This window comes from Rouxiella sp. S1S-2 (genome assembly GCF_009208105.1).
In the GTDB taxonomy this organism is placed as follows: domain Bacteria; phylum Pseudomonadota; class Gammaproteobacteria; order Enterobacterales; family Enterobacteriaceae; genus Rouxiella.
The window spans coordinates 1461183-1485730 of the sequence record NZ_WFKL01000001.1; the positions used below are offsets into that span (position 1 = coordinate 1461183).

General features: G+C 49.9%; 19 protein-coding genes and 1 riboswitch. Of the genes, 8 read left to right on the top strand and 11 right to left on the bottom strand.

Translation table 11 applies throughout. The features are described from left to right. Nucleotides 1-3 precede the first annotated feature (3 nt). The gene (locus GA565_RS06750; protein ID WP_152197847.1) at nt 4-1431 is read left to right on the top strand and encodes an amidohydrolase family protein; all 1428 of its coding nucleotides are present in this window, start codon (nt 4-6) and stop codon (nt 1429-1431) included. 27 nt (nt 1432-1458) lie between these two features. Continuing rightward, on the top strand, nt 1459-2445 hold the full coding sequence (locus tag GA565_RS06755) for an isopenicillin N synthase family oxygenase (protein ID WP_152197848.1): 987 nt from the start codon (nt 1459-1461) through the stop codon (nt 2443-2445). A gap of 80 nt (nt 2446-2525) precedes the next feature. Here the strand turns inward: GA565_RS06755 and GA565_RS06760 are convergent, their stop codons facing one another. The 4 genes from GA565_RS06760 to efeU form a co-directional block, all read right to left on the bottom strand. After that, nucleotides 2526-3584 carry an NAD(P)-dependent alcohol dehydrogenase gene (locus GA565_RS06760; RefSeq protein WP_152197849.1) on the bottom strand — a complete coding sequence of 353 codons (1059 nt, stop codon included), beginning with the start codon at nt 3582-3584 and terminating at the stop codon, nt 2526-2528. A gap of 135 nt (nt 3585-3719) precedes the next feature. After that, nucleotides 3720-4988 (bottom strand): Dyp-type peroxidase, encoded by a 1269-nt coding sequence (locus GA565_RS06765; RefSeq protein WP_152197850.1) that lies wholly within the window; start codon nt 4986-4988, stop codon nt 3720-3722. Nucleotides 4989-4991: 3 nt separating this feature from the next. Next, nucleotides 4992-6218: an iron uptake system protein EfeO gene (gene efeO / locus GA565_RS06770; protein ID WP_152197851.1), complete on the bottom strand. Its 1227-nt coding sequence runs from the start codon at nt 6216-6218 to the stop codon at nt 4992-4994. Between the two features lie 11 nt (nt 6219-6229). Continuing rightward, complete coding sequence (efeU, locus tag GA565_RS06775; protein ID WP_152197852.1) at nt 6230-7822, bottom strand: iron uptake transporter permease EfeU; 1593 nt, start codon at nt 7820-7822, stop codon at nt 6230-6232. A 549-nt stretch (nt 7823-8371) separates the two neighbouring features. Between efeU and GA565_RS06780 the strand changes: the two genes are divergently transcribed. Next, a complete protein-coding gene (locus GA565_RS06780; RefSeq protein WP_152197853.1) occupies nt 8372-9607 on the top strand; it encodes a mechanosensitive ion channel family protein in 1236 nt (411 codons plus the stop codon). A gap of 48 nt (nt 9608-9655) precedes the next feature. On the opposite strand, the gene GA565_RS06785 is transcribed toward GA565_RS06780, so the two are convergent. The 3 genes from GA565_RS06785 to GA565_RS06795 all read right to left on the bottom strand — a co-directional run bounded on the left by GA565_RS06785 (nt 9656) and on the right by GA565_RS06795 (nt 13371). Then, entirely contained in the window at nt 9656-11083 is a 1428-nt protein-coding gene (locus GA565_RS06785) for a cytochrome c (RefSeq protein WP_152197854.1), read from the bottom strand. Further along, nucleotides 11083-12708 (bottom strand): GMC family oxidoreductase, encoded by a 1626-nt coding sequence (locus GA565_RS06790; protein WP_152197855.1) that lies wholly within the window; start codon nt 12706-12708, stop codon nt 11083-11085. The genes GA565_RS06785 and GA565_RS06790 overlap by 1 nt, the downstream gene beginning before the upstream one ends. Before the next feature lie 114 nt (nt 12709-12822). After that, a complete protein-coding gene (locus GA565_RS06795; RefSeq protein WP_152197856.1) occupies nt 12823-13371 on the bottom strand; it encodes a sugar dehydrogenase complex small subunit in 549 nt (182 codons plus the stop codon). Between the two features lie 721 nt (nt 13372-14092). Here GA565_RS06795 and GA565_RS06800 point away from each other — a divergent pair. The 5 genes from GA565_RS06800 to thiD all read left to right on the top strand — a co-directional run bounded on the left by GA565_RS06800 (nt 14093) and on the right by thiD (nt 19946). Then, nucleotides 14093-15934, top strand: coding sequence for an ATP-binding protein (locus GA565_RS06800; protein ID WP_152197857.1), 1842 nt, complete (start codon nt 14093-14095; stop codon nt 15932-15934). A 13-nt stretch (nt 15935-15947) separates the two neighbouring features. Beyond that, complete coding sequence (locus tag GA565_RS06805) at nt 15948-17261, top strand: sigma-54 dependent transcriptional regulator (RefSeq protein WP_152197858.1); 1314 nt, start codon at nt 15948-15950, stop codon at nt 17259-17261. A gap of 205 nt (nt 17262-17466) precedes the next feature. After that, entirely contained in the window at nt 17467-18114 is a 648-nt protein-coding gene (locus tag GA565_RS06810; RefSeq protein WP_152197859.1) for a hypothetical protein, read from the top strand. A 74-nt stretch (nt 18115-18188) separates the two neighbouring features. Continuing rightward, nucleotides 18189-18290, top strand: a riboswitch (TPP riboswitch). A gap of 34 nt (nt 18291-18324) precedes the next feature. Next, nucleotides 18325-19134, top strand: coding sequence for a hydroxyethylthiazole kinase (thiM, locus tag GA565_RS06815; RefSeq protein ID WP_152197860.1), 810 nt, complete (start codon nt 18325-18327; stop codon nt 19132-19134). After that, nucleotides 19128-19946, top strand: coding sequence for a bifunctional hydroxymethylpyrimidine kinase/phosphomethylpyrimidine kinase (gene thiD / locus GA565_RS06820; RefSeq protein WP_055781696.1), 819 nt, complete (start codon nt 19128-19130; stop codon nt 19944-19946). Before thiM ends, thiD begins: the two co-directional genes overlap by 7 nt. On the opposite strand, the gene GA565_RS06825 is transcribed toward thiD, so the two are convergent. From GA565_RS06825 to GA565_RS06840, 4 genes are all read right to left on the bottom strand, one after another. Further along, nucleotides 19931-20830 carry a hypothetical protein gene (locus GA565_RS06825; RefSeq protein ID WP_152197861.1) on the bottom strand — a complete coding sequence of 300 codons (900 nt, stop codon included), beginning with the start codon at nt 20828-20830 and terminating at the stop codon, nt 19931-19933. The two genes, thiD and GA565_RS06825, sit on opposite strands and share 16 nt — an antisense overlap. Nucleotides 20831-20946: 116 nt before the next feature. Beyond that, nucleotides 20947-21633: a GntR family transcriptional regulator gene (locus tag GA565_RS06830; RefSeq protein WP_152197862.1), complete on the bottom strand. Its 687-nt coding sequence runs from the start codon at nt 21631-21633 to the stop codon at nt 20947-20949. Nucleotides 21634-21759: 126 nt separating this feature from the next. Continuing rightward, nucleotides 21760-23106: an MFS transporter gene (locus GA565_RS06835; RefSeq protein WP_152197863.1), complete on the bottom strand. Its 1347-nt coding sequence runs from the start codon at nt 23104-23106 to the stop codon at nt 21760-21762. A gap of 65 nt (nt 23107-23171) precedes the next feature. Beyond that, complete coding sequence (locus GA565_RS06840; RefSeq protein ID WP_152197864.1) at nt 23172-24461, bottom strand: MFS transporter; 1290 nt, start codon at nt 24459-24461, stop codon at nt 23172-23174. Nucleotides 24462-24548 lie beyond the last annotated feature (87 nt).

Genomic DNA, 24548 nt, shown 5'->3' on the forward strand with positions numbered 1-24548 from the left:
GTAATGTCATCTCATTCATTGCTGATTAAAAATGCGCACGCCATTCTGACCGGCCTGCCGGGTGATGCTGCCCGCCACACTGGGCCAGATATTCGCGTGCGCGACGGCGTAATTGAGGCCATCGGGTCTCTGACGGCACTGCCGGAAGAGAGGCTGATTGACGCCCGAGACTGCGTGGTGTATCCGGCGTGGGTCAATACGCACCATCACCTGTTTCAGTCTTTGCTTAAAGGTGAGCCGCAGGGGCTGAACAAAAGCCTGACCGAGTGGTTAAGCGCTACGCCTTATCGTTTTCGCGCCACCTTCGATGAACCAACATTTCGTCTGGCGGTGCGCATTGGCCTGATTGAGCTGCTGCGTTCGGGCTGTGCCACCGTTGCCGATCATAACTATCTCTACTGGCCGGATATGCCGTTTGATCCCTCAGAGATTGTGTTTAGCGAGGGTGAAGCGTTAGGTATGCGCATCGTGTTGTGCCGGGGAGGGGCCACGCAGGGACGGGCGATTGAGCGCGATTTACCGCAGGCGCTGCGACCGGAAAACGTCGAGCACTACATGGCGGACATTGAGCGTTTGGTCGCACGCTATCACGACCCGCGTCCGGCGTCGCTGCGTCGCATCGTGATGGCTCCGACTACGCTGCTGCATTCGGCGCCGGGATCGCAACTGCGTGAAATGGCTAAACTGGCTCGCCAGTTGGGTATTCGCCTGCACAGTCACCTCTCAGAAACGGTGGATTATCTTGATGCAGCGCGGGACAAATTTGGCATGACGCCGGTCGAGTTTTGCGCCGAACACGATTGGCTGGGCGATGACGTGTGGTTTGCGCACCTGGTGAAACTGTTGCCGCAGGAAATAGCTATGCTGGGGCAAACCCGCACCGGTATTGCCCACTGTCCGCAGAGTAACGGGCGTTTGGGCAGCGGTATCGCCGACCTGTTGGCATTGGAAAAAGCCGGCGTGCCGGTTTCTTTGGGCGTTGACGGTGCGGCGTCTAACGAGGCGGCCGACATGCAGAGTGAGGCGCATGCCGCCTGGCTGTTGCAGCGTGCCAGAAAAGGCATGCAGGCGCAGCCGCGCTACGACGGCGGCACCTTTGAAGGCGGCGGTGATGCCGCGTCCATTGAAGATGTGGTGCGCTGGGGCAGCGCGGGCGGTGCGCAGATCCTCGGCCTGCAACAAAGCGGGTCATTGCAGGTGGGCATGCTGGCGGATATCGCCGTTTATCGGCTGGACGACCCGCGCTACTTCGGCCTGCATGATATGGCCATCGGTCCGGTAGCCTGCGGCGGTCGTGCTTCGCTCAAAGCTTTGATGATTAACGGTCGCGTGATTGTTGAAAACGACGTCGTGCCGGGTCTCGACCTGGAAGAGATGCGCCATCAGGCGATGTCAGCGGTTCGTACCCTACACCAACGCGCAGCGCGTTAACCCTATTGATTAAGAAGGAAAATAAAAATGACACAGTCTATTCAAACTCAAGGCTATGCACTGCAAGAGCTGGAAAAAGAAGCACAAATGGGCGCAATGGGTGAAGAGACGTTTGCCCGTGAAGTTCGCTGTATTGACCTCTCGGATTTTGAGATCCGCAAAAGCGAGATAGCCGACGAACTTTGGCAGGCGGCGGTTGAAATCGGCTTCTTCCAGGTGAGCAACCACGGTATAGCGCTGGGCGACATCCGTCAGGCCTTCAGCATGACCGCCGATTTTTTCTCGTTACCCAATGAGGTCAAGGCGCAGTATCCGCTGGCGCGCAACGCCGGTTGGGAAAATAAATCACAGGTTCGCCCGTCGACCAAAACACCCGACCAAAAAGAGTCTTATCAAATAACGCGCCCACTAATGGATGCGCTGTGGCCGAGCGATCGAGAGCTACCGGCGTTTAAAAATACCATGTTGGGCTTTGAGTCTCAGTGCTGGGAGTTGGGGATGAAGCTGCTGTCGTGCTTTGCACTCAAACTCGGCTTCCCCGAGCAATTTTTTGAACACGCGCATAATCCTGATCAGAAAACCTACCAAAGTACGCTGCGCATGCTGCATTACTACGCCACCGAACAGTCGCAGCAGGGGATGTGGCGCGCCGGTGCGCATACTGATTTTGACTGCCTGACGCTGTTGTTCCAACGTCCCGGTCAGGGCGGGTTGCAAGTTTGTCCGGGTAAAGACCGCGAAAGTCAGCAGTGGACCAGCATCGAACCGCGTGAAGAGGTGATTACCTGTAACATTGGTGACATGCTGATGCGCTGGAGTGACGACCAGCTGCCGTCGAATTTCCACCGAGTCAGAAATCCTCTGCCGGGTGAATATCAGGGCGAACGCTACAGTCTGGCTTTCTTCTGTCAGGCCAACAAAGACGTTGAAATTCTCGGGCCGCAGGCCAAGTATCCGGCGATCAGTGCCGAGGACTATTTGCAGCAGCGCATTCAGGCGAATTTTGCCAAGTAACGGCAGGTGATGTGAAAGCATAAAAAATGGCCAGGCAATGGCTGGCCATTTTAGTCAACACTGAGCGCGACGTTTTGCGATTATGCCGTTGCACCGGCGGGCAGCGTTGCCATATCGATAACAAAGCGATAGCGCACGTCGGCATTTTCCATGCGTTCGAAGGCTTCGTTGATTTCGTCCATGCGGATCATTTCACAGTCGGGAAGGATATTTTTCTCAGCGCAGAAATCCAGCATTTCCTGCGTTTCTTTAATCCCGCCAATCGGTGAACCGGCAACACGGCGGCGTCCCATCAGCATAGGAACGGTATTGAACTCGTTCATTGGCCCAACCTGACCGACCAGAACCAGCGTGGCATCTACGTCCAGCAGCGCCAGATAAGGCGTGATGTCGTGTTTTACCGGTACCGTATCAATGATTAAATCAAAGTGATTGGCGGCCTGCACCATAGCCTCTTCATCGGCGCTAACCAGCAGTCTGCTCGCACCCAGCGCCAACGCATCGGCTTCTTTGGCGGCGCTGCGACTCACTACGGTGACGTCTGCACCGAGGCCGATGGCCAGTTTAACCGCCATATGCCCCAAACCGCCGAGGCCAATTACGCCAACGCGGCTGCCTGCGCCGACATTCCAGGTTTTCAGCGGTGACCAGGTGGTGATGCCTGCACAAAGCAGCGGTGCGGCCTTGGAAAGGTCAAGCCCGGCAGGCATGCTTAAACAGAACTCTTCACGCACAACTAAATGTTTGGAATATCCCCCCTGATTCGGCTCTTTAGTGATGCGGTCGTGGCCGCCGTAGGTGCCAGTCATGCCTTCACGACACAGCTGCTCTTCACCTTTTTGACACTGGTCGCACGCCTGACAGCTGTCGACCAGACAGCCTACTGCCACGTGGTCGCCCACTTTATAGCGGTTAACCTGCGGACCTACGGCAGTCACGCGACCGACGATTTCGTGGCCGGGAACAATCGGATAATAGCTCCATCCCCAGTCATTTCGCGCGGTATGTAAATCAGAATGGCACACGCCACAGTACAAAATCTCCATGGCGACATCGTTGGGGCGCAGCGCACGGCGTTCAAACTCATAGGGTGCAAGCGGCTTTTTCGGGTCGTAAGCGGCAAATCCGACGGTTTTCATTAACAGACTCCTGAATTGTTTTTATTAGCGGCAGTTGCGATGTAAGAGACGGGCTTGGCTGTGACTTTTTGTGTGATATATCGTCAAGCATCGTCTCTTAGCGTAGCCCATGCGGCGAACAAACAGGGGATTTAGTTAACTCTCAAACATTTCGGCGCCGAGGTAAGACCCCTCTTTTGGCGCAGGCGGCACGAAGAAGATGCCTGATCCAATATGCGAGATGTATTCATTCATGGCATCCGAAGCGCCCAGTTTAGTTTGCAGAATCTCAAACTGCGCCGGATCTTTCTGATAGCTGATAAACAGCAAGCCGGCGTTCATCATGCCCAAATTGTTGAGGCCGTCAGTATAGTTATACGAACGACGCAGCAGCTTGATGCCCGCATTATTCTCATGCGCCACCAGGCTGATGTGCGACGTTGGCGGGATAACCAGATTTCCGCTCTCATCCTTTTTAGTAAAGTCGGGCGTGTCGAACTCCTGTTTCCCACTGAGCGGGCAACCCGAGACTTTATGGCGGCCGATAACATTATTTTGGTCGCTGACCCTGTCGGTGTCCCAGTTTTCAATGCGCATTTCAATCTTGCGCACCACCTGATAGCTGCCCTGCTGCTGCCAGGCTGGACCGCCGTCGTTGATCCAAACAAACTGGTCAAAATCACTCTTTTCGGTGAGATTGCGCGTGCCGTCTTTAAAGCCAAACAGGTTGCGTGGCGTTGATTGACCTTTTCCGGCCGAGGCGCGCCCAAACCCTAATACTGACCAGCGAGTTGCCGCTGCGCCCGTCTCTTTGGCAATGCGTGCCAGATTGCGTATCGCATGGTAGGCCACCTGCGGGTCATCGGCACAGGCCTGCAGTGAGAGGTCGCCGCCGCTTAGCTCGGGCTTCATGTTGTCGCTGGGTAACTGAACCAGTTCGCGCATCAGGGCAGGTTTGTGCTGAGCAAGCCCAAAGGCATCGCCGAAGATGCGAGGGCCCAAGCCAACGGTCACCGTCAGCGAGGCCGGACCGAGGTCGAGCGCTTCGCCGGTGTCCATACCTACGCCGCTGTCGCGCGTTGGTTCAACCTGCCCAATGGTTTCGCCCTTCATAAGCTGGGCAATGGCCGAGGACCAGCGGGCCAATAAAACCTGTAAATCACGCGGATTAGTCGAGGTCATATCAAAAGTCATGTACATGATATAGCGCTGTGGAGGCGTATCGATCCCCACCTGTCCAGCCTCGCCATAAAAAGCATGCTCCTTTGATAAATCAACATTATCTTCCGGATCAGTTTGCGCCACGGCTTTAGGGTGTGCGCTGCCGACCATAGGAATGGCCAGCGCACTGGCCATCGCTCCCTTCAATAAATGACGACGAGAAAAATTTCCGGCCTCCCTGGCCGGATTTTGTTTACTGCTCATTAATCATGCGCCTCCGCTGGTGGCCACTTTTTCAGCGATTTTAGACAGCGGTTCCTGAAGTGCCTGAACGGTACGGCTCAGTTTTGCACCCTCGGCCGCTTTAATGTCTGCGGTGTAGTATTTGAAACCACCGGCAACTTTCGGGTCGCGATAGGTATCAAGCAGGGTATGTACTGCGGCAAACTGGGCGGATACGCGCTGGGTCAAATCGGGATCGATTTTCTCAAGGCCCGGTTTCAGATAAGCGAACGACTGCTCTGCGCCCTCAATGTTGCCGGCGAAATCGACCAGGTCGATATGGCTGAAGGCTTCTTCTTCACCGCTGATTTTGGTGCTCTGCACTTCTTCAAGCAGATCTGCCGCGCCGTTTGCCAGGTCTACCGGCTTGTAGGTTAGGCCTTTAACCAGCGTGTCGAGCTGTTTGACGTTCTGCTGCAGTTCAGCTGAAAGTTTCTTAGTGTCTGGGGTTATTTTGCCGTTGCCGTACAGGTCACGCTCGATGGCGTGGAAGCCGTGCCAGCCCACTTTAGGGTCAAGGTTAGAGGCACGCATGTCGATCAGATAGTCGAGGTTGCCCGCATTATCGGTAGCCTTGAAGCCCGGTAGCACAAAGCCGTTCACGTCGGATTCAATGCGCTCATAGAAAGGACGGGCTTTAGAATAATCAGCCTTGGCCTTTTCCAGGTTACCTGCCTCAATGTCGGTATTCAGGCGGTTAACGGCGACCACCATGGCATCAACCACGCCATTCACGTAGGTTGCATAACCTTTTGCGCCATCGGTCAATACGGTTGCGGTGCTGCCGGTAGGCTGTGCGGCGCTTTTACCGGTTACGGTGAAGGTGATCAACTCCTGTTTGGCACCCGGGCAATACAGCTGATAGGTGCCGCCGTCCAGCGTCAGGGTAAATTTAGCGGCAGGCAGACCCGGTGCCAGGTTCTCTTTTTCGCCCAGAATACGGTTGTCGCTCAGCAGTTCCAGCTCGGTCAGCGAAGTGGCCGTTTTATTCACCACGTTGAAGGTGATAGGACCTGCCTTGGCGGTGTTGTGATCGAGAATACAGGTGCCACCGTCGGCACTGGTCATGGTGACGTTAACCTGCGACACGCCGTTTTTGACCGGTGCTTGCGCGGCGTCTTGAGAATAAGCATCCACAGAGAACATCAGCAGTGCGGTCAGGCATCCGGCTGTCGTCAACGCTTCTTTTCTCTTAAATGTCTTTTTAAACATTGTGCTGTCCCTTATTTATTATCTTGCAGAGTTGTTGGTGAATAGGATTTATGCGACATGCTTTTTTGCCGGGTTATTTTTTGCTTTGCTACGAACAGTAAAATAATGGCTAACAGCGCCAAAAAGACGGGCAAGTGATGCGCCCAAAAACGATAGGTTTCAAACGATTGCTGCTGGGCTTTTAGCTGGCTCAACGCATTGTTTTGATAAGCGTCTGCCACCTGCCAGTGACACAACGCGTCTGGCGCACTGCTGCGCACGCTAATGGTGCGCGGCGACTGCAGGCCACTGCCGGTGAGGGTGACGAAAGTCTCGGCCTGAGCGGTTGAAGAGAGCAGGGTGCCCTGAGCGGCGGTGGTGGACACCGAGCAGTTTATCGACCATTTAGCCTCATAAGGCCCGGGATGCTGGCTCGGACTTAACCCGATAGGAATGCGATTTCCATTGAGCGCCATCACTTGGTCCAGCGTGAGAACCGGTGAAGCGCCCTCTGGCACAGTGTTAAAATGCGCCATCCAATGCTGCACGCGAATTCCCTGCTCGGGGTTGCCGTGGCTATCGCTATTATGCAAGGCGATTTTCAGTGATTTTCCAGCGGAAAATTCAACCCGCAGTTCGGGCACTGTGTTATCGCCGCTGAGCAGGCTGGCACGGCCAATGACGGGCTGCTCAGCATTGCCAACAAGCGGGGCGAATTCAGGAATGTTCAGCTGCGCCTGCGGATAAAATGAGAACAGTGCAACGGCAGCCAGCGCCAAGATAGCGGCAGAGGTGAATAACGCGCGAGCAGCGACTTTAGGAGAGGGACGCAGTCTGGCAGGCCAGTAAATAAGCACGGCGACAAGAATAATATACAGTAGCCAGCCCGCCATTTCGATTTGACGCGGGTCGGTGGGAACGCCAAGCACGCCGGAAATCAATGCAGACTGCACCGTGCCTGGAGGCACTAGCCACATAAGATTGGCGACGCGGTCTTGACCTATATTGAGCCAGCCCGCCTCATGGGCGCTGCGCAGGGAGGAGATAATGAGGCCTGCGGCAACCAGGATCAGGAACATGCCGGTGTAGCGGAAGAAGCGTGCGAGATTAATGCGGATGCCGCCAACGTAAAATCCCCAGCCGATAATCACCGCCATCAGCAGTCCAACTACCGCGCCGACCGCCGCCCAAACGGCTGATTGAGCCACGGAGAAAGTTGCCAGTAAAAACACGCTGGTTTCGAAACCCTCTTTGAGCACTGCAAGAAAGGCCATGCTGGCCAATGCAAAGGCGCTCGACTGACTTATTGCCTGGGCCGCGCCGGTTTCAAGTTCTTTTTTGATGTCTTTGGCGTGGGTATTCATCCACATCACCATGCCGGTAACAAAAAAAACGGCTACCAAGCCAATCACCGCCTCCATTGACTCCTGACTGGCCTGCGGCAGGGCGCGCTCGGTCATTTCAAGGGCCACGCCAACAATGATTGAGAGCACTACCGCCAGAAAGACGCCTACCCACATAGCCGACAGGCTTTTGCCATTTTTGCGTAAAAATGCCGCAATAATGCTGACAATAAGTGCGGCTTCAAGTCCTTCCCGCAAGGCGATAACAAATGTTGCTAACACTGCGACGGCTCCACATCATTAAATGATTCATCAAACGATAATCATTATTAGTATCACTATCATTATTGGCGTGGAAGACGGCACTCGAGACAAAAAAGTAACAAAATTCTTTAAATGAAAAAATTTGTATCAACTTGTTTTTACCGTTAAAACCGACAGCATGAAGAGGTGAATAAAAATGAAAGGAAATTGGACGAACTTATTGTTTTGATTTTATTGATAATTATTAATTAAGTGATGATTTATAAACGGTCGTTTAGTTAAATGGTGTGAGATTATGCTCATTGATAATTCATTATCGTCGGTTAAAAAGCGTTAATGCTGAAATATTATCGACACACTTACGACCGCGGACATCGATTTTTCATGCTGTAGGCAGAGCCAATTTTTATATTCATCAAGTCTATTGGTTGAACCTGATTTTCAGGGGAATCCCGACATATTAATAAAGCTGAGTCATGCGAAAGTCCCGATCCCATTTTTAGTGCAGAAAATTTGCCATAATCCTTCATGATCGTCTGCATCACGGAAAAATATCAGGATCTTAGAATGCAGGATGTTATTAACGTTTGGAACTGGGTTTATTCGAACCAGATTACCTTCTCCCTACTGGCAATTCTGCTCATGCTGGTGGCCGGGTTTATCTCGTCGGTCATCTGCCGATTCTTTCTGCTGGGCGTTGTTCGGCGCTTTATTCTTCACACTAATAAAAATAGCGACCACCAAGATAAAGACATGCGAATCACCCGCCGGCTCGCCAACGTGGTCCCGGTGGTCACGGTTTATTTCATGTCGCAGTTGATTAATGGCTTACCCGATGCGCTGATCGAGGCCATTCGCACGCTATGTGGCGTGTTGTTTATCGTCAATATTACGATGCTTATCAATGAACTGCTCGACACGACTATTAGCGCTTACACCAAACGCCACGGCTCGAAATCCGGTTCGATTAAAGGCTATGTGCAGATTGGTAAAATCGTGGTGTCTTCTATCGCCACGATCCTGGTGATTGCGACGCTTTCCAATAAATCGCCGGTGATTATTATATCCAGCCTGGGAGCCGTTGCTGCCGTGCTGATGCTGGTATTTCAACACACGCTGATTTCACTGGTCGCCAATATTCAGGTCTCGTCTTCGCACGTTATTCAGCTTGGTGACTGGATAGAAATGCCGGTTTGCGGGATAAGCGGTGAAGTGACCGATATTGCCCTGCATACCATTACCGTTCGAAACTGGGACAACACGCTTTCACAGGTACCGACCAAGAATTTTATTACCGAACCTTACACCAACTGGCAGCCGATGTTTGAATCCGGCGGTCGCCGCATTAAGCGAAGCTTTTTCATCGATCAGTCCAGTATCTCTTTTGCTTCTACCGAACTGCTGGATGGACTTAAGGCCGCCGTGCCCGGAAAAATCGATAATACTGAGGCGTATCTCGAGCAGCGTTTAAGCGAGCGTTCTGACCAACAGCTGATCCATCACGGCATTACCAATCTGGGACTTTTCCGCGGCTATGTCATGAATTATCTCAAGCAGCGCGATGACATCCGTAATGATATGTATGTCATTGTGCGCCAGTTAAGCCCCACGGCCGAAGGGTTGCCAATCGAAATATACTGTTTTACCTCAAACGTATTCTGGGCCGCGTATGAAGAGACGCAGTCTGAAATATTCGAGTTTATGTACGCGACGGCAGGCTATTTCAATCTGGGAATATTTCAGAAACCTTCGGGTATTGATGTCGCGAATACGTGGCCACAGCGGAGAAAAAGTACACTTTAACCTGTGTTCAAAAAGGCCCTCGTTAAAGAGGGCCTCAGCGTCATTCAACTACTTTATGTTGTTCTTGGTTTTTCTGGCTCGGCGAACATACAGCCAAAGGGCCAATATCACCACAACCGCAGCGCCTACGATAATCCCTATACGTGCAACCAGGACCAAATAAGACGCGGGGCCTCCCTGACGAACGGTCGCCACATCTTGGGCGGTAACTTTTTTGTCCGATTTCCCATAGGTCGCTATGACATAATTAGACAGTGTCGCGATTTGCTGGTCTGAAAGGTTATTTATGTCATTAGGATGATGACCAAAGCCTGGCATGAAGACTTGCCCCTCTTTGGTTGTCCTGTTAACACCGTTCAGTATCGTCGCTATTACGTTATTACTGTTCGATGAACCTGTTACTGAATTATGGAATAAGCTTGGATAATACTGGTCTTTGCTCCCTTCACCCAAAGGTTCATGGCACGATGCACAGTTGCCTTGAAATAAGCTCAGCCCTTCAAGGTTGGCATCTTTGATAGCTTGCGAAGATTTACCGCGTAAATCATCTAAAGATGTACCGGGTGCTCCCTGATTAAAGCGGGAACCTTTATTCTCTTCTGTACTGATAGGTTTCACGGTTTTTATATACGTCGCGACCGCATTAAGATCTTCATCGCTAAGATATTGGAAACTGTGCTCTACGGCTTCACCCATGCTTCCCGCCGCCTGTGCTTTATTAGGCAGGTTTCCGGTACGAAGGTACTGGACCAGTTGCTCTTTGCTCCAACTGCCAATCCCTGACTCCTTGTCGGAGGTAATATTGGGTGCATACCATGCCCCCACCTGGCCGCCACTCAAGAACTTACTGTTCTCTTCTTCCATCAATGGACCGCGCGGCGTATGGCAAGTACCGCAGTGTGCAGCACCCATCACGAGGTATTTTCCGCGATTCCACGCTGCGCTTTGCGTATTGTCCGAAGCGATAGGCTTGTCATTGAGGAATAACAAATTCCAGCCCATCATCATGGTTCTGATACTCATCGGGAAAGGCAACGCGGTTTCAGGCGCAGGGGTATTGACCGGCTCAACACCGTGCATGAAATATTCATACAAGTTGTGAATATCACCGTCGGTCATAACCGAATAGGCGGTATAGGGCATTGCCGGATATAAATTAGCACCGTCTTTTCGTATACCTTTACGCACTGCATCAGCAAATTGCTGCTCAGTATAGCTTCCTATACCCGCCTGCGTGGACGGCGTAATATTACTGGCAATGATTGTGCCGACTGGAGAAATAATCTTCAGGCCGCCTGCAAAATCTTTTCCGTCTTTATTGGTATGGCATGCCGCACAGTCCGAAGCGATGGCTAGATACTTCCCTTGTTCGATGGCACGAGAGGTATCACTGTCAGCCGCGTTGGCATTTATGGCAGATAACGAACTCACCAATAATGAAAATGTGAACGCTAAATTATAGGCATATTTGACCATTAGGCTTTCCCCAGCTGCAGGTGAATAGCATCAGAGGCTTTTAGTGCCAGCGCCGCCATCGTCAATGTGCTGTTACCACACCCGCCGGTGGTCATCGCTGCGCCTCCTGGAAGGAAAAGATTTTCGTGGTCGTGCGCACGACAGTCTATATCGACGACAGAATTCGCCGGGTCATTACCCATAATACAGCCACCCATGATGTGGTCACTGTTGGTATATTGTGTCGATATATCAACCTTAGTTGCGCCTAATGCGCCAGCAAGGCGTTTGGCCGTCGGAATGGAAAATACTTGGGACCCTTTGCGGACATAGTCGCCGACATCATAATAAATATTAGGTTTCGGCAAACCTAACCAATCTTTTTTACTCGATAGCGTCAGCCTATTGTGCGCCGCAGGCATTAACTCATGCTCGATGGCTATTTCAGCCGTGCAGGCAGCCTGGCGACGAATTTCTTTATCTAACGCTTTACCCACTAAACCTTGGGCAAGGGCCGCCGTGGCACCAATACGGCTTCGGGCCATGTTATTGAAACGGAACAATGCGCCGCAGTGTTCTGAACGGAAATCACCCTGAGAAGTTTCCATAATGCTGCTGCCCTGAACGGGACCCACACCGGTCCACGCCGGTTCAGCCAATTCAAGTTCAACCACTAATTTGGGCTGATCCATCATATTGCGTCCGACCTGGTCAGAGCTGTTGGCAACGCCGTTAGGGTTGCGCGTATCGGTAGACATCAGTAAAAGTTTAGGTGTTTCAATGCCATTACAGGCAACAACATAAATGGAACCGGTGACGCGATGGGTATTCTTCTCACTGTCATAATAGTGAACAGCCTGAATTTTGTTTTTTTCGCCAGTTTCTATTTTATAAGCCACGGCATTGGGCAAAATTCTGCCGCCTTTAGACTCAATTCGAGTCAAAGAGGTCGCCGCATCGTATTTTGCACCGATTGGACAAACGGGAATGCAGTTATTATTGCCGCAACATGCCGGTCGGTCTCCGTAGGCAACACCACTGTTACGCGCCTGTGCTGACGGGAGGTTAACGAGTCCCACGGTTGCAGCAGCGTCGGTAAATCGCTGTTCGCCCGGACCAAAAGGCAGACGGCCCATTGGATAAGGTTTTGAACGAATCGGTGGCCATTGCAGCTCGGGTTCTGAAGGGCCACACACGCCTAAAGCATATTCCGCTTTCACGTAATAAGGCTCTAACGTCGCGTAATCAAAAGCCCAGTCACGGCCTACGTTATAGAGCGATTTTAACTTCATGTCATCGGGTGTCAGACGCCAGCAAATACCGGCCCAATGCCAGGTCGCCCCGCCGGCATAACGGACATAACCTTGTTGATAGGCACGCGCATTGGGTCCTTCCAGCTGAAGATATTCGGCGGCCTGTTCTGGGGTCGCGGACATCAAATGGGGCGCCCACGGTTTAGGAGGATACGGCGCGTTAAAGTGCAGGCGGGAAGTGGGAGGAAGATTTCGATAATTCTCGACAATTTGCCAGCGTTCTACGCGCGGTCCTGCCTCGAGCATCAGTACCGAATGACCGGCATCTAACAGTTCTTCCGCTATCAGACAACCGACAACACCCGTGCCGATTACAATTACATCTGCATTCATTATGTTAATCCAGCTTAAATGTGATTCCCGCGCAGTATGTGAATAAACGCGAGTATTTAATTATCAGTGAAGTAATGCGTTAATGGTTATTGTGGGGAAATAACCTTTTATGCCTTAAAATTCAGGCATATCTGCAAGCGGGGGCGCATGAGATGTCCAGCCGTTAGGGCCTGAGATCGCATAGCTTGGAATAGTCATGACATCAATAGTCGGTTGATACATCAAGGCGAGTTCATAGGTGAACACTTCCGCATCCGGGGCATCAACCAGCACGCCCTTATACCAGGCCGAAATAATCTCCAGCGCCGCGACTTTTAGAGGGCCATCCGGGATGTCTGGAAAGAAGTCTTCAACAATTTTGGCATTTTTAGCGCTGGCAATGCCCAGAAGATCAGTCACTTGCTGGGGGGTAAGCCTTTTACTCGTCTGCATTGCCGCAGCCAGTCGTAAACCCACATTTTTATCAAGTTTATGATTAACCAAGAGAGTTGATAGTTGCATAAACTGGTTGGTGTAAGAGGCATTTTGTAGACTATCAGCCCAAGCGGGTAGCGTAGGTCCTAGATAACTACTTCCAATTAGTACAACGCCACCGAGCAGAACTTTCCTTCGGGATAGGTTATATTCTGCAGGGGAGTCATCACGAATAATTTCATTACTCATTCTTTGTTGCTCCGGTGAAATATTAAGTCTAGTTTTTAACCCTGTTTTTCTAATAATTTGGATGAAATCAACAATCATTCAACATTTAAAGTTTAATTTGGAAAAAAATTTAACAGTTGTAACGAGTGTAAATAAAAATTTAAAATGTAACTCAGTGAAATATTTCATTGTTTGTAATAATGATTTTGTTAATAGAGGCTAAAATAGAATTCATTACAAATCATGTGGATAAAAAGTTTTTATTTGATGGTCATTAATTAAATAAAACAGTGATTACGCGCAATGCCCTGATTTATAGAATGATTTTTGTTTGTGGTGACAGTGACGAGAAAAACGTCATTTTTATCCAAAAAAAACGTCAACAGTCGGATTTATTTTTTTATCGCAAATAAAATGTCCGGATATCCGCACGGAATCGTGGCGTTTTTTCCGGAAATCCGGAATGGCAATGATTTTCTTGTCTCAAACGATGACATTTATCGTGTGAGGGCAGTCAGTCTCATCACTCAAGCTTTCTTGCACTGCGTTTAGCCATTGTTGCAATAGCATACGAAATTATCGGTTAACGCGGTATCATCTGGCTATGAATAAGAGTCATAAAAACATATTATGCCGGTATGAAAGTGATTATCGTTGTTTAGATAATTCGCGAAGTTGAAGCCTATCTTGGTGTTTTATTCTTAATATCAAGAAGGACTGATTCTGTGAACAGTGAGAATAGATGAAAATGGAAGCTAAAGTAGAGTCTTCAACCCGCTCTCGGCGCAATATGAAGTTATTTTTTGTTCTCTATTTTTTGATGTTGATAATCATCATTTTTTTAAGTTATTACATCGCCAGATGCAAACTTGAAGCGCAAACGTCAATTATTAAAACCTCTCTTACTCAGGCCGGCAATGAATTAACGCTTAACATCAACCGTTACGAGTTTATCCCCTTTGCATTGTCATTAGATGATAATATAAAGCAGTTCTTAATAGACGAACATTCAGATGCCTTAAAAGAAAAGGTTCATGCACAGCTTGTAAGTATCAGGCATCGCGTGGGGGCTTTGGATATTTTTATTGTCGATTCAGATGGCATGATTGTCTCCTCAAGCGACGCTCCGTCCCCCCATACATTAGTGGGCCATAATGTTCAATTTAGGCCCTATTTCCAAAATGTGAAAGAAGGCGATACCGAGCATTTTTATGGTGTCGGGACCACAGACTCTATACCGGGTTACTATCAGGCTCACGGTATATACGCAAAGGGTAAGAAACAGGGTGTGGTGGCGGTGAAAATTGACGTTGATACGCTATTAACGCCGCACTCTGGCTACGGTGATAAAGTGTTCCTGTATGACGACAACAAGGTTATTGTGAATTCTAAAGATTCAGGGCTGCTCTATCATTCATTGATAAGCCTTAATGGCACACAGCAGGAGGAGTTACTAAAAACGCATCGGTATAATAATAAGAATATTCTTCCGGCAGACGTAATAGTAAAAAGAAAAGTGAGCGATCAAATTTATGATGTCTTATACCAGGGCAAGCATTATATCCAGGTTGACTCTTATCTCCCGCCGTTAAATTTAACACTGGCACAGCTATCACCGATTAACTCATTGCTTTTCAATGCCTCTTTGTATGCAGCGTTTGGTTTCTTTATCACCACACTGGTCTTCATTGCTATTTTAATCTTCAGGCAAAAACAGCAAATAACCCGTCTCAAACTTGAGCGCCAGAAAATGCTTGAGGATGCCAATATCAACCTGGACAGGCTGGTCAAAGAAAGAAGTCATGAGTTGGAAATTAAAAATGAAAGCCTTGCTCAGCAGGTAAAAGAGCGTATTCATTCAGAGCGAAAACTGCGAAGTATGCAAAACGAACTCATTCGCAGTGAAAAGCTAGCGGTGATTGGTCAGCTCTCGGCCGGCCTTGCTCACGAGATTAATCAGCCACTCTCTGCCCTCAGTGTTCTTTCCGAAAACTCAGTGCGCTTTCTTGAACTTGGGCAGATCGATGAAGTGAAGAGTAACCTCAACAGAGTGATTAAGCTGGTACAGTTTATTGGAAGATTGAGCAATCAGTTGAGATCATTTTCGCGTAATAGCGATGACTCAACGAGCCCAGTCTCTATTTCCGCCAGCCTTGACAACGCAATGGTGTTGTTGGCGCACCGCTTCAAACTGGGTAAAATAAGCTTTGTACGTGTCCCTCCAGAGAGTGAAGTCAGGTGTTTATGCAATAATATTCGCCTTGAGCAAGTTTTAGTCAATATTATCAACAATAGTCTTGATGCAATGGAAGGCACAGACGGTGAGTGTTTTATTCACGCGCATTGGTATGACGAACGGAGTCATGCCGTTATAAAGATTGAAGATAACGGTCCGGGAATTCCTCATGCCATCATAGGTAATATTTTCGAGCCTTTTTTTACCACTAAAAAGAGCAGTGGCTTAGGGCTGGGGCTGGCCATATCCGCTGATATCATTAACTCATTCAATGGGAAGTTAAGCGTGGAGCAATTAGAAAAAGGCACCTGTTTCACTATTACCCTACCTCTGCATACCGTAGATTAATTGAGTCAAGAATATGAATAATATTGATGTTTTACTGATAGAAGACGATGCAGACTTGCAGTTGGCGGTACTGCAAACGTTGAAGTTAGAGAAAATTAATACCTTAGGTGTTAATTCTGTAGAAGAAGCACAAAAACATTTAAAAGATTTCGAGCATCACGGCATAGTTGTCACGGATATGCGCCTTCCTGGCGTGAGTGGTACTGAATTTCAGAGGCAGATTAATATTGCTTATCCGGATTTACCTGTGATCATTATTACTGGCCACGGCGATATAGAAACTGCCGTCAAGGCGATACAAAGCGGTGCCTATGACTTTATACAGAAACCGTTTTCCGCTCAGCAAATTATTAATACCGTCAGACGAGCACTTGATAAACGTCGGCTAATTCAAGAGGTCTATGAATTAAGGCGAAAGTTGGTCGATGCTAATTCGCTTGATAATAAAATAATAGGTAATTCCATCTCGACTTTGGAGATAAAAGAGCAAATAAAATTTATAGCGGGCACGCCTGCAAATGTCACAATCTGCGGTGAAACAGGAACAGGTAAACAACTCCTTGCCCAGTGCATTCATGAGCACAGCGGACGCAAAGGCCCCTTCGTAGCAATAAATTGTGCAGCATTGCCCGAATCTTTATTTGATAGCGAAATTTTTGGTCATGAAATAGGGGCTTTTCCCGGCGCGACAACGCAAAGAATTGGTAAGTTGGAGTTTGCACACAACGGGACCTTGTTCTTTGATAAAATTGAAAGTATGCCATTGTTTTCACAAATTAAATTGCTTCGTTTTTTACAAGAGAAAAAGATCGAGCGATTGGGTTCAAATGAACAAATCTCTCTCAATGTTAGAGTCATTTCGTCATCTAAAGAAGATCTTTTTCTCTTGGCCGAGCAGGGTAAGTTTCGCGGAGATCTTAATTATCGCCTTAACGTCATCAATATCAACGTACCACCGCTTAGGGAGCGGATAGAAGATATTCCTCTGTTATTTGCCGTATTCGTCAACAAGGCCGCTGAAGATTTAAAAAGGCCGCTGCCTGAAATTAAAGATCTCAAGCTCCATCAGTTGATGACCCTACCTTGGCTCGGAAATGTGCGTGAATTACGCAATGAGGCAGAACGTTTTGTATTGGGGATTGGTGAGTCGATGAAGGGGGGGAATGATAATAAGAATTTATCATTGCAACAGAGGGTTGAGGAGTATGAGCGCGGGTTGATCGTCTCTGAAATGAAGCATTCAAACGGAAATTTGACCCAAACTGCTAAAAAATTGAATATTGCCAAAAGCACTCTCTTTGACAAAATGAAAAAACATAAACTTTAATGTTTTTTAATTAATTATATTACTTAAGTTTTAAATGCTTTTTTAATATTTAACGTCAATAATGCCGTGTAATCCACGGAACGACGTATGCAAGTCGTGATATGTTAATAGGGTTAGGAGCGGCATAAGAAAAGGTAGGGTAAGTGATGCTCATTAATAAGCGCGGAAATAATGAATATGTTAAACAACAACGGAGGTAATTGTCATGATTCTGACACCGGTGAGCGATGGAGTTTCACTGTTAAAAGCATACGGTAATATTATCAATGCAATAAAAAACACAACCACATCAATATGGTCCTCTATCCGTGGAGTTTTTTCCTCTTCGGCTAAAATAAAAAGTAATTTAAGTCCTCACAAGCCCGACCCCTATAAAAACGTGATTAATGAACTCAAATCAAGTTTCAATTCTGGAAATCCGTTGCTTAATCGTCGTCGGGTGGAAAGTGAAAATTTGATAGTGAATGCTGAGAATAACCAAGGAGGGTTAGCGGTCCGAGCGGCTTTGTGTGAATCAATAGGGATCTGGAGACCCTATACTGGGGGAATGATGAATGTCTGTGATGATGATAATGCACGCATTAGATATAATGGTAGATTAATTCATCGAGAGCGTTATGAACCCCCAAAGCAAGAATTTTGCCAACAGGTTTTTCGCGATATGATTAATTCTGTAAATCGTACAGAAACGGTATGGCCTAGTTTATTACAAAACTCGCCTTACAAGCGCCCGGTTAATGCTAGTGCTGACCCAGACGCCGCACGTCCAAGAGTGGTCAGCGAGCAGCTAAAAGCTGGATCGTTAGGTGTTCACTACTATTCTCCACAAATCGGTAATTATTCTGACTGGTAGCATTTTTAAATAAATCATCTTCAATGACTGACTTGTAGTGGGGCAAGTACATCCCGTATGCTACGAGGCTTAAGAGTTATGACTCGGGGTGCCGTTCCTCATAGAGGGCTGGCTGAGAAATACCCGTAAAACCTGATCTGGATAATGCCAGCGTAGGGAAGTCGTGGTATCTCAACCGGTACCCCTTCTTGATCGCCGGTTGGGAGCTTTATGACCACTCGACCTTCCGTTTTTCCCGGCCTGACGGCTGCGGATGCCTTGCAACAGCTTCGTCAAACCTCACCGCTGGTTCACTGCATGACCAATGACGTGGTTCAGTCGATCACAGCCAACGTTTTACTGGCGCTGGGTGCTTCACCTGCCATGGTGATTGACCCGCGTGAAGCCGCCGAGTTCAGCACTATTGCCAGTGCGTTACTGGTTAACGTTGGCACACTTACTGAGTCTCGCGCCGAATCAATGCTTGCTGCTATTCACGCAGCCAATAAAGCGCAGAAACCCTGGGTGCTTGACCCGGTAGCGGTAGGCGCAATCAGTTGGCGCTCAGGTTTTTGTCAGGAAATAATCAGGTTTACGCCCGCCGCCATTCGCGGAAACGCCTCTGAAATCATGGCACTTAGCGGTTTGGCTGCGTCGGGTCGCGGCGTTGACAGCGCCGACACGTCACTTGCCGCGCTGCCCGCTGCCCGAGCCTTGGCGCGTCAAACCGGCGCGGTGGTCGCTGTCACCGGTGAAATCGACTACGTCAGCGACGGTGAAAAAGAGTGGGCAATCCCTGGCGGAAATGTACTCATGACCCGCGTAGTGGGAACCGGCTGTGCGCTCTCAGCGGTGGTTGCTGCCTTCGTTTCTTTGCCTGGAGACAGGTTATCGAACGTCGCGGCGGCGTGCCGGGTGATGTCCTGCGCCGGTGAATTAGCCAGCCGTGAGGCCAAGGGGCCGGGCACTTTTACCCCTGCGTTTATCGACCATCTCTACCTGTTGGATGCTGAAAAACTTAACGGAGGTGCGCAGTGGTAAAGCGAATTAACGCGTTAACCATTGCTGGCACTGACCCCAGCGGTGGGGCAGGTATTCAGGCAGATTTGAAAACTTTTTCAGCGCTTGAGGCATATGGCACCAGCGTTATCACCGCATTGGTGGCGCAGAATACGCGCGGCGTGCAGTCGGTCTACAATATTGATCCTGATTTTGTCGGCGCACAGCTCGATTCAGTGCTTTCTGACGTGCGCATCGACAGTGCCAAAATAGGCATGTTGGCAAACACCCAAGTGGTGGAAGCAGTGGCCGAGCGTTTACGCTATTACCGCAGGCTGGAAAAAGCCCCAGCCTATGTGGTGCTGGACACAGTGATGCTGGCGAAAAGCGGCGATCCTCTGCTGATGCCGGACGCGGTGGAGGCGCTGCGCCGCAGTCTGCTACCGCAGGTCTCACTGATTACCCCTAACTTGCCGGAGGCGGCGGCGCTGCTGGGCTGCGCAGTTGCCACCGACGAACGTGAGATGTGTCGTCAGGGGGAAGCGCTGTTGGCGCTGGGCTGTGAGGCGGTACTAATGAAGGGGGGGCACTTGAGCGACAGCGAGAGTCCGGACTGGTTAATGACCGCTTACTATCGCGAGCGCTTTACTGCCCCGCGCATCGCCACTCGGCATACGCACGGAACTGGCTGTACCCTCAGTGCGGCGTTGGCGGCGATTCGGCCAAGAAAAGCCAACTGGCCCGAAACCGTTGCCGCTGCCAAAGACTATTTGCAAAAGGCGCTTCAGCAAGCCGACTCCCTGGAAGTGGGTGAAGGCATTGGCCCGGTACATCATTTTCACCGCTGGTGGTGAGGATTATCCGCACTGCTTTCTAACAAGTTTTCTGCGCGGTCAAACAGTTGCCCGGCATCGAACAAATGCTGGGCGTCGAAGGGATTTAACGGATAAAACTTTTCCTGTTTGCGCGGCCTGAGCGACAAACGCAGTCGAGTCGGGCCGGTATTTTTGGCTAATATCTCAAACAGATAACTGGCAACGTCGCCGGTTTGCGGGTCTTTCCACGACAGCATAATAACTGCTGCGCCGTCGCTGCGGTGGGCGATAAAAATATCCTTCTGCCACAGTCCCGCGAACTCTCCCTCTTTTTGCATTTTTCGGCTGCTAAAAACGGAGTTCTTACACAGCGTCAACAGCCGGTCGGCTGAAATATCTCTTTGTAATCCTTGCCACAGTGGATTGTCATTTTCCCGCTGCCAGCAGGCCATGCCGAGATAGTCATTAAGGTCACGCCAGTCTGCCTCAAGTCGTTCTTTAAGCTCAGGTTCAAGTATATTTTGAAACTGCTGCAGGCCGTTTTGCGGAGTGTCGAGGCGGTTGTAAGTAATGATTTTCATCGTCCTCGGGCGGCGGCGGAAGGTGACCCATAGCAGAGGTTTAGGAATGCGAAACACCACCGACTGTATGCTGAGGCGATAGTGATTACCGCGGGACATAACCAGTCCGTCGGCACTGCCGCGTTTGTTTTGATAGCTACGCACCAGCACGACAGAATTAAGCCCCATCCAACCGGTAACGTAGTGCTCTTTCTCACTGCTGACGCTGTCGAGATCGCGGGCTATCTGGCAAATTTTCTCTTCATCAAGCTGGGACAGAGGCAGCGTATTGTCTGCAGCGTAATAGAGTTTTTGCAGCGGGGTGTCTACAGCAGCCACAACTACAGCATCAATAACCGACATCGCACGTATCCTGCCAAAGAGTAATGGTTTATAGCTTACTCCAAGTTGTTATACATATTATCGATGAGCTGCTTGAACCGTGGACTGGATCTCAATCTCTCTCTTGATCGTTTGAGTTATTCGGCCTCAAACCATTCACTGTTCTGCTCGGCAATCGGGGTAATCGAGAAGATCATCTCTTGCAGATGGGCACGCAGAGCCTGTTCGGCGGCATCGGGGTTGCGCTCTTTCAGGGCGGCAAAAATATTATAGTGCTGGGCAATCAGATTCTCGGGAGGTGACACCTTGCTGAGCGAAAAAAACCGTACGCGGTCCATCGTCGCTTTAATATTTTCGATGGTTTCCCACGCCAGACGGCAGTCAATAATTTGTGCGATCAGCCGATGGAACTCATCGTCAAGCTGAAGAAACTCCTGCGCCTGATGACTTTTGGCCGCCAGCTCCTGCCGCTGAAGATTGTGTGCCAGCAGCGCGAGGTCGTTATCGGTCACCACGGCGGCAGCGCGGCGAATAACCGCCGTTTCAAGTGCTTCGCGGATAAAGCGGCCGTCGGCGACGCGCTTGGCAGAGATCTTCATCACAAACGTGCCGCGCTGGGGCAGAACCTGAACCAGACCGGCCTCGGCCAGTTTAATAAAGGCTTCGCGGACCGGCTGACGGGAGACGTTAAAACGCGCCGAAATCTCTTTTTCGGAAAGAAAGGCGCCGGGCGGGATAATGCAGGCCACAATATCCTGACGCAGCGTGCGATAAATTTGCTGGTTTACCGGCACGTTACCGTTCAACTCATAAGATTCTGACATGGCGAAGGCTATAGTGTGAGAATGAGATAACGCCATAATAGCATGACTTTCCAAGAGGTTTTGACATGGATAATGTGGGAGGAGTGCAAAAGGGGTTGACCGGGCCAGTGTCTGGCCCGGGCGAATTCAGCGTTTCTCTCCCCAACTGTGGTATTCGCTGCCCCGGACTTCAGGCGCAGTCTCGGGCATCATCATCAGCCCGAGCATTGAAATAATACCGAGAACCATCATATAGATAGCCAGTCCGTGATAATCCCCGCCGCTGACCTGAAGAATTTTAACCGCCACTAATCCCAGCACGCCACTGCCAATCAGCGAACCGATTTGCCAGATAAGCGCTATTCCACTGCAGCGAATGCGCGTTGGAAACAGCTCGGGGAAATACGACGCCTGTGGGGCATAACACATGCTGTGGCCGAAGGTGAGGGCCAGGATCATGGCGATTTGCGTCATCCAGAATGTATCCTGTTTAAGGACCAGGAAGAACGGAATGATTCCCACCACCAACAGCAGCGCGCCTGCCATGTAAACCGGTTTTCGCCCGACCTTGTCCGAGAGTTTACCCATCAGAGGAATAGAAAAAATCTCGAGAATGACCGCCACTATCATCGTGTCGAGCAGAATACTGGCGCTGAGATGATTCGCCTTGCCGAACGCCAGCACGATCACCGTAAACATGGCGAAGGCGCAGGCCTCAATCAGTTTGGCACACACGCCTTTGACGATAATGCCCGGATAACGGCGAATAACCTCGAGCACGGGCTGGGATTCCACCGCTTTGGTTTTACGGATCTCGGCAAAAACCGGTGATTCATCGATTCTCAAGCGAATAAACAGGCCGACAATGACCAACAGCAGGCTGAGCAAAAACGGAATGCGCCATCCCCACGCCAGCATCTGTTCGGCGCTGAGTTGTGCATTCAGCACCGCAAACAGCGCGGAGGGCAATAAAAATCCCAGAGGTGCGCCAATTTGTACCCAACTGGCAAAAAAGCCGCGTCGCTCCGGGCGCGAATATTCGGCGGTCATTAACACGGCGCCAGCCTGCTCACCGCCTACGCCGAAGCCCTGCAGTACGCGAATAAAAATCAGCAGCACCGGTGCCCAGTAACCTATTTTCTCGTAGGTGGGCAGCAGACCGATGCAAAAGGTGCCTAATCCAACAATCAAGATAGTCATCACCAGCGCTTTTTTGCGCCCAACCTTATCGCCGATATGCCCAAAGACAATACCGCCGAGTGGGCGAGCCAGAAAGCCGACAGCATAAGTGGCAAAGGCCGCCAGCGTGCTAACCAGAGGATCGGCGCTGGGGAAAAAGAGTTGGCCGAAGAACAGCACTGCCGCCGTTCCGTAGGCAAAAAAGTCGTAATATTCGGCGGCAGTACCGATTGCCGAGGCCCCAGCGACGCGTTTTAATACTGCGCGTTCTTCTTGGGTCATGGCGGCGTGAGACGAGGTTGAAACCTGTGTCATTGTAGGGTGCTCCAGGTGTAACTGTGGTGGTGTAAACCCCCGACGGAACGCGTCGGGGGTAGCACTTAAGAGTGTGAAATTCGTGCAGCAGGCTGATGTTTAGGGGGTTTGATAACAAAGAACACCAGAATGGCACCGAGTGCTGCAACGCCGCCCGCCAGAATAAAGGCGCTGTCGAAATGGCCGGTGTTTTGCACGATAAATCCGGTAACCACCGGGCCAATAATGCCGGATATGCTGCCGATGAGGTGAATGAATCCGCTGGCGCTGCCGACCTTCGATTTATGCACCACGTCCTGAATAATGGCCCAATAAATTGCGCCGGTGGTGTAAAGGAAGAAGATAGATATAGACATAAGTATTACGGCTGGCACAACGCTTGTTACCACGCCTGCTAAGGCCACACAAATCGCCGCCGCCATAAGGCTGACCACCAAAACAATTTTTCGCGACAGCAATAAACGGCCGGTAATATTAAATATTTTATCCGAAATAATGCCGCCTAGTGCCAAGCCGAAGAAGCCAACAATCCATGGAATAACAGTGGTCAGGCTCATCTCTTTAATATTTAATCCGTGAGCCTGAACCAAATAGGCCGGGAACCAGCTTAGGAAGAAGAATAAAATATAGTTGTAGCAGAAGAAGGCGAAGGCGGTAACCAGGATAATCGGCTGACGCAGGTAGTAGCCCAGCGTATGTGCCGACTGCGTTAGATCCTCTTCGTCATTAATTTTTTCGGACTTTAACTGGCTAACCAGCTGGCGCTCGCGTTCGCTAACGCGTTTGCTTTTTTCCGGGTTGTCAGAGGCGGTAAAGAACCACACTACCATCCAAACGATGCCAATCGAGGCGATTATCATAAACGCCGGACGCCAGCCAAAGGAGATAGCCAGGTAGCCGACAATAGGCCCAGCCACGGCACCACCGAGCGGCGAGCCTGCACTGAGTAGCCCCATTGCCGTAGCCGCCTGTTTCTTAGGGAACCAGCCGTTAATCATTTTATTGGCTGAGGCACAGATAGGACCCTCAGCCATGCCGAACAGCACACGCAGGATAAGCATGGAGTAAAAACCGGTCGCAATGGCGGTCATGCCGCAGAAGATTGACCACAGCGCCACGGCTAAACCCAATACCAGGGTTGGACCGAATTTATCAACCGCCAGTCCACCAATAAAGTTGAATATTGCGTAGCCGAAGAAGAAACTGCCAAATATCATCCCGAATTGTTCAGGATTGATCGTCAGCTCTTTTTCTATCATCGGTACAGTAATCGAAAGCGCAACGCGATCGAGGTAATTTATCATGTAGACCAGACACAGCAGGAGTACAATGGTCCAGCGTAGGTTCTTAAACATTTTCAGCTCCACTTGGTGTTGTTTTAATAGTGATGCGTTCAATCATTTTCTTTCAGATAAAAACGGTTCTATCGGATAAAAACTTTT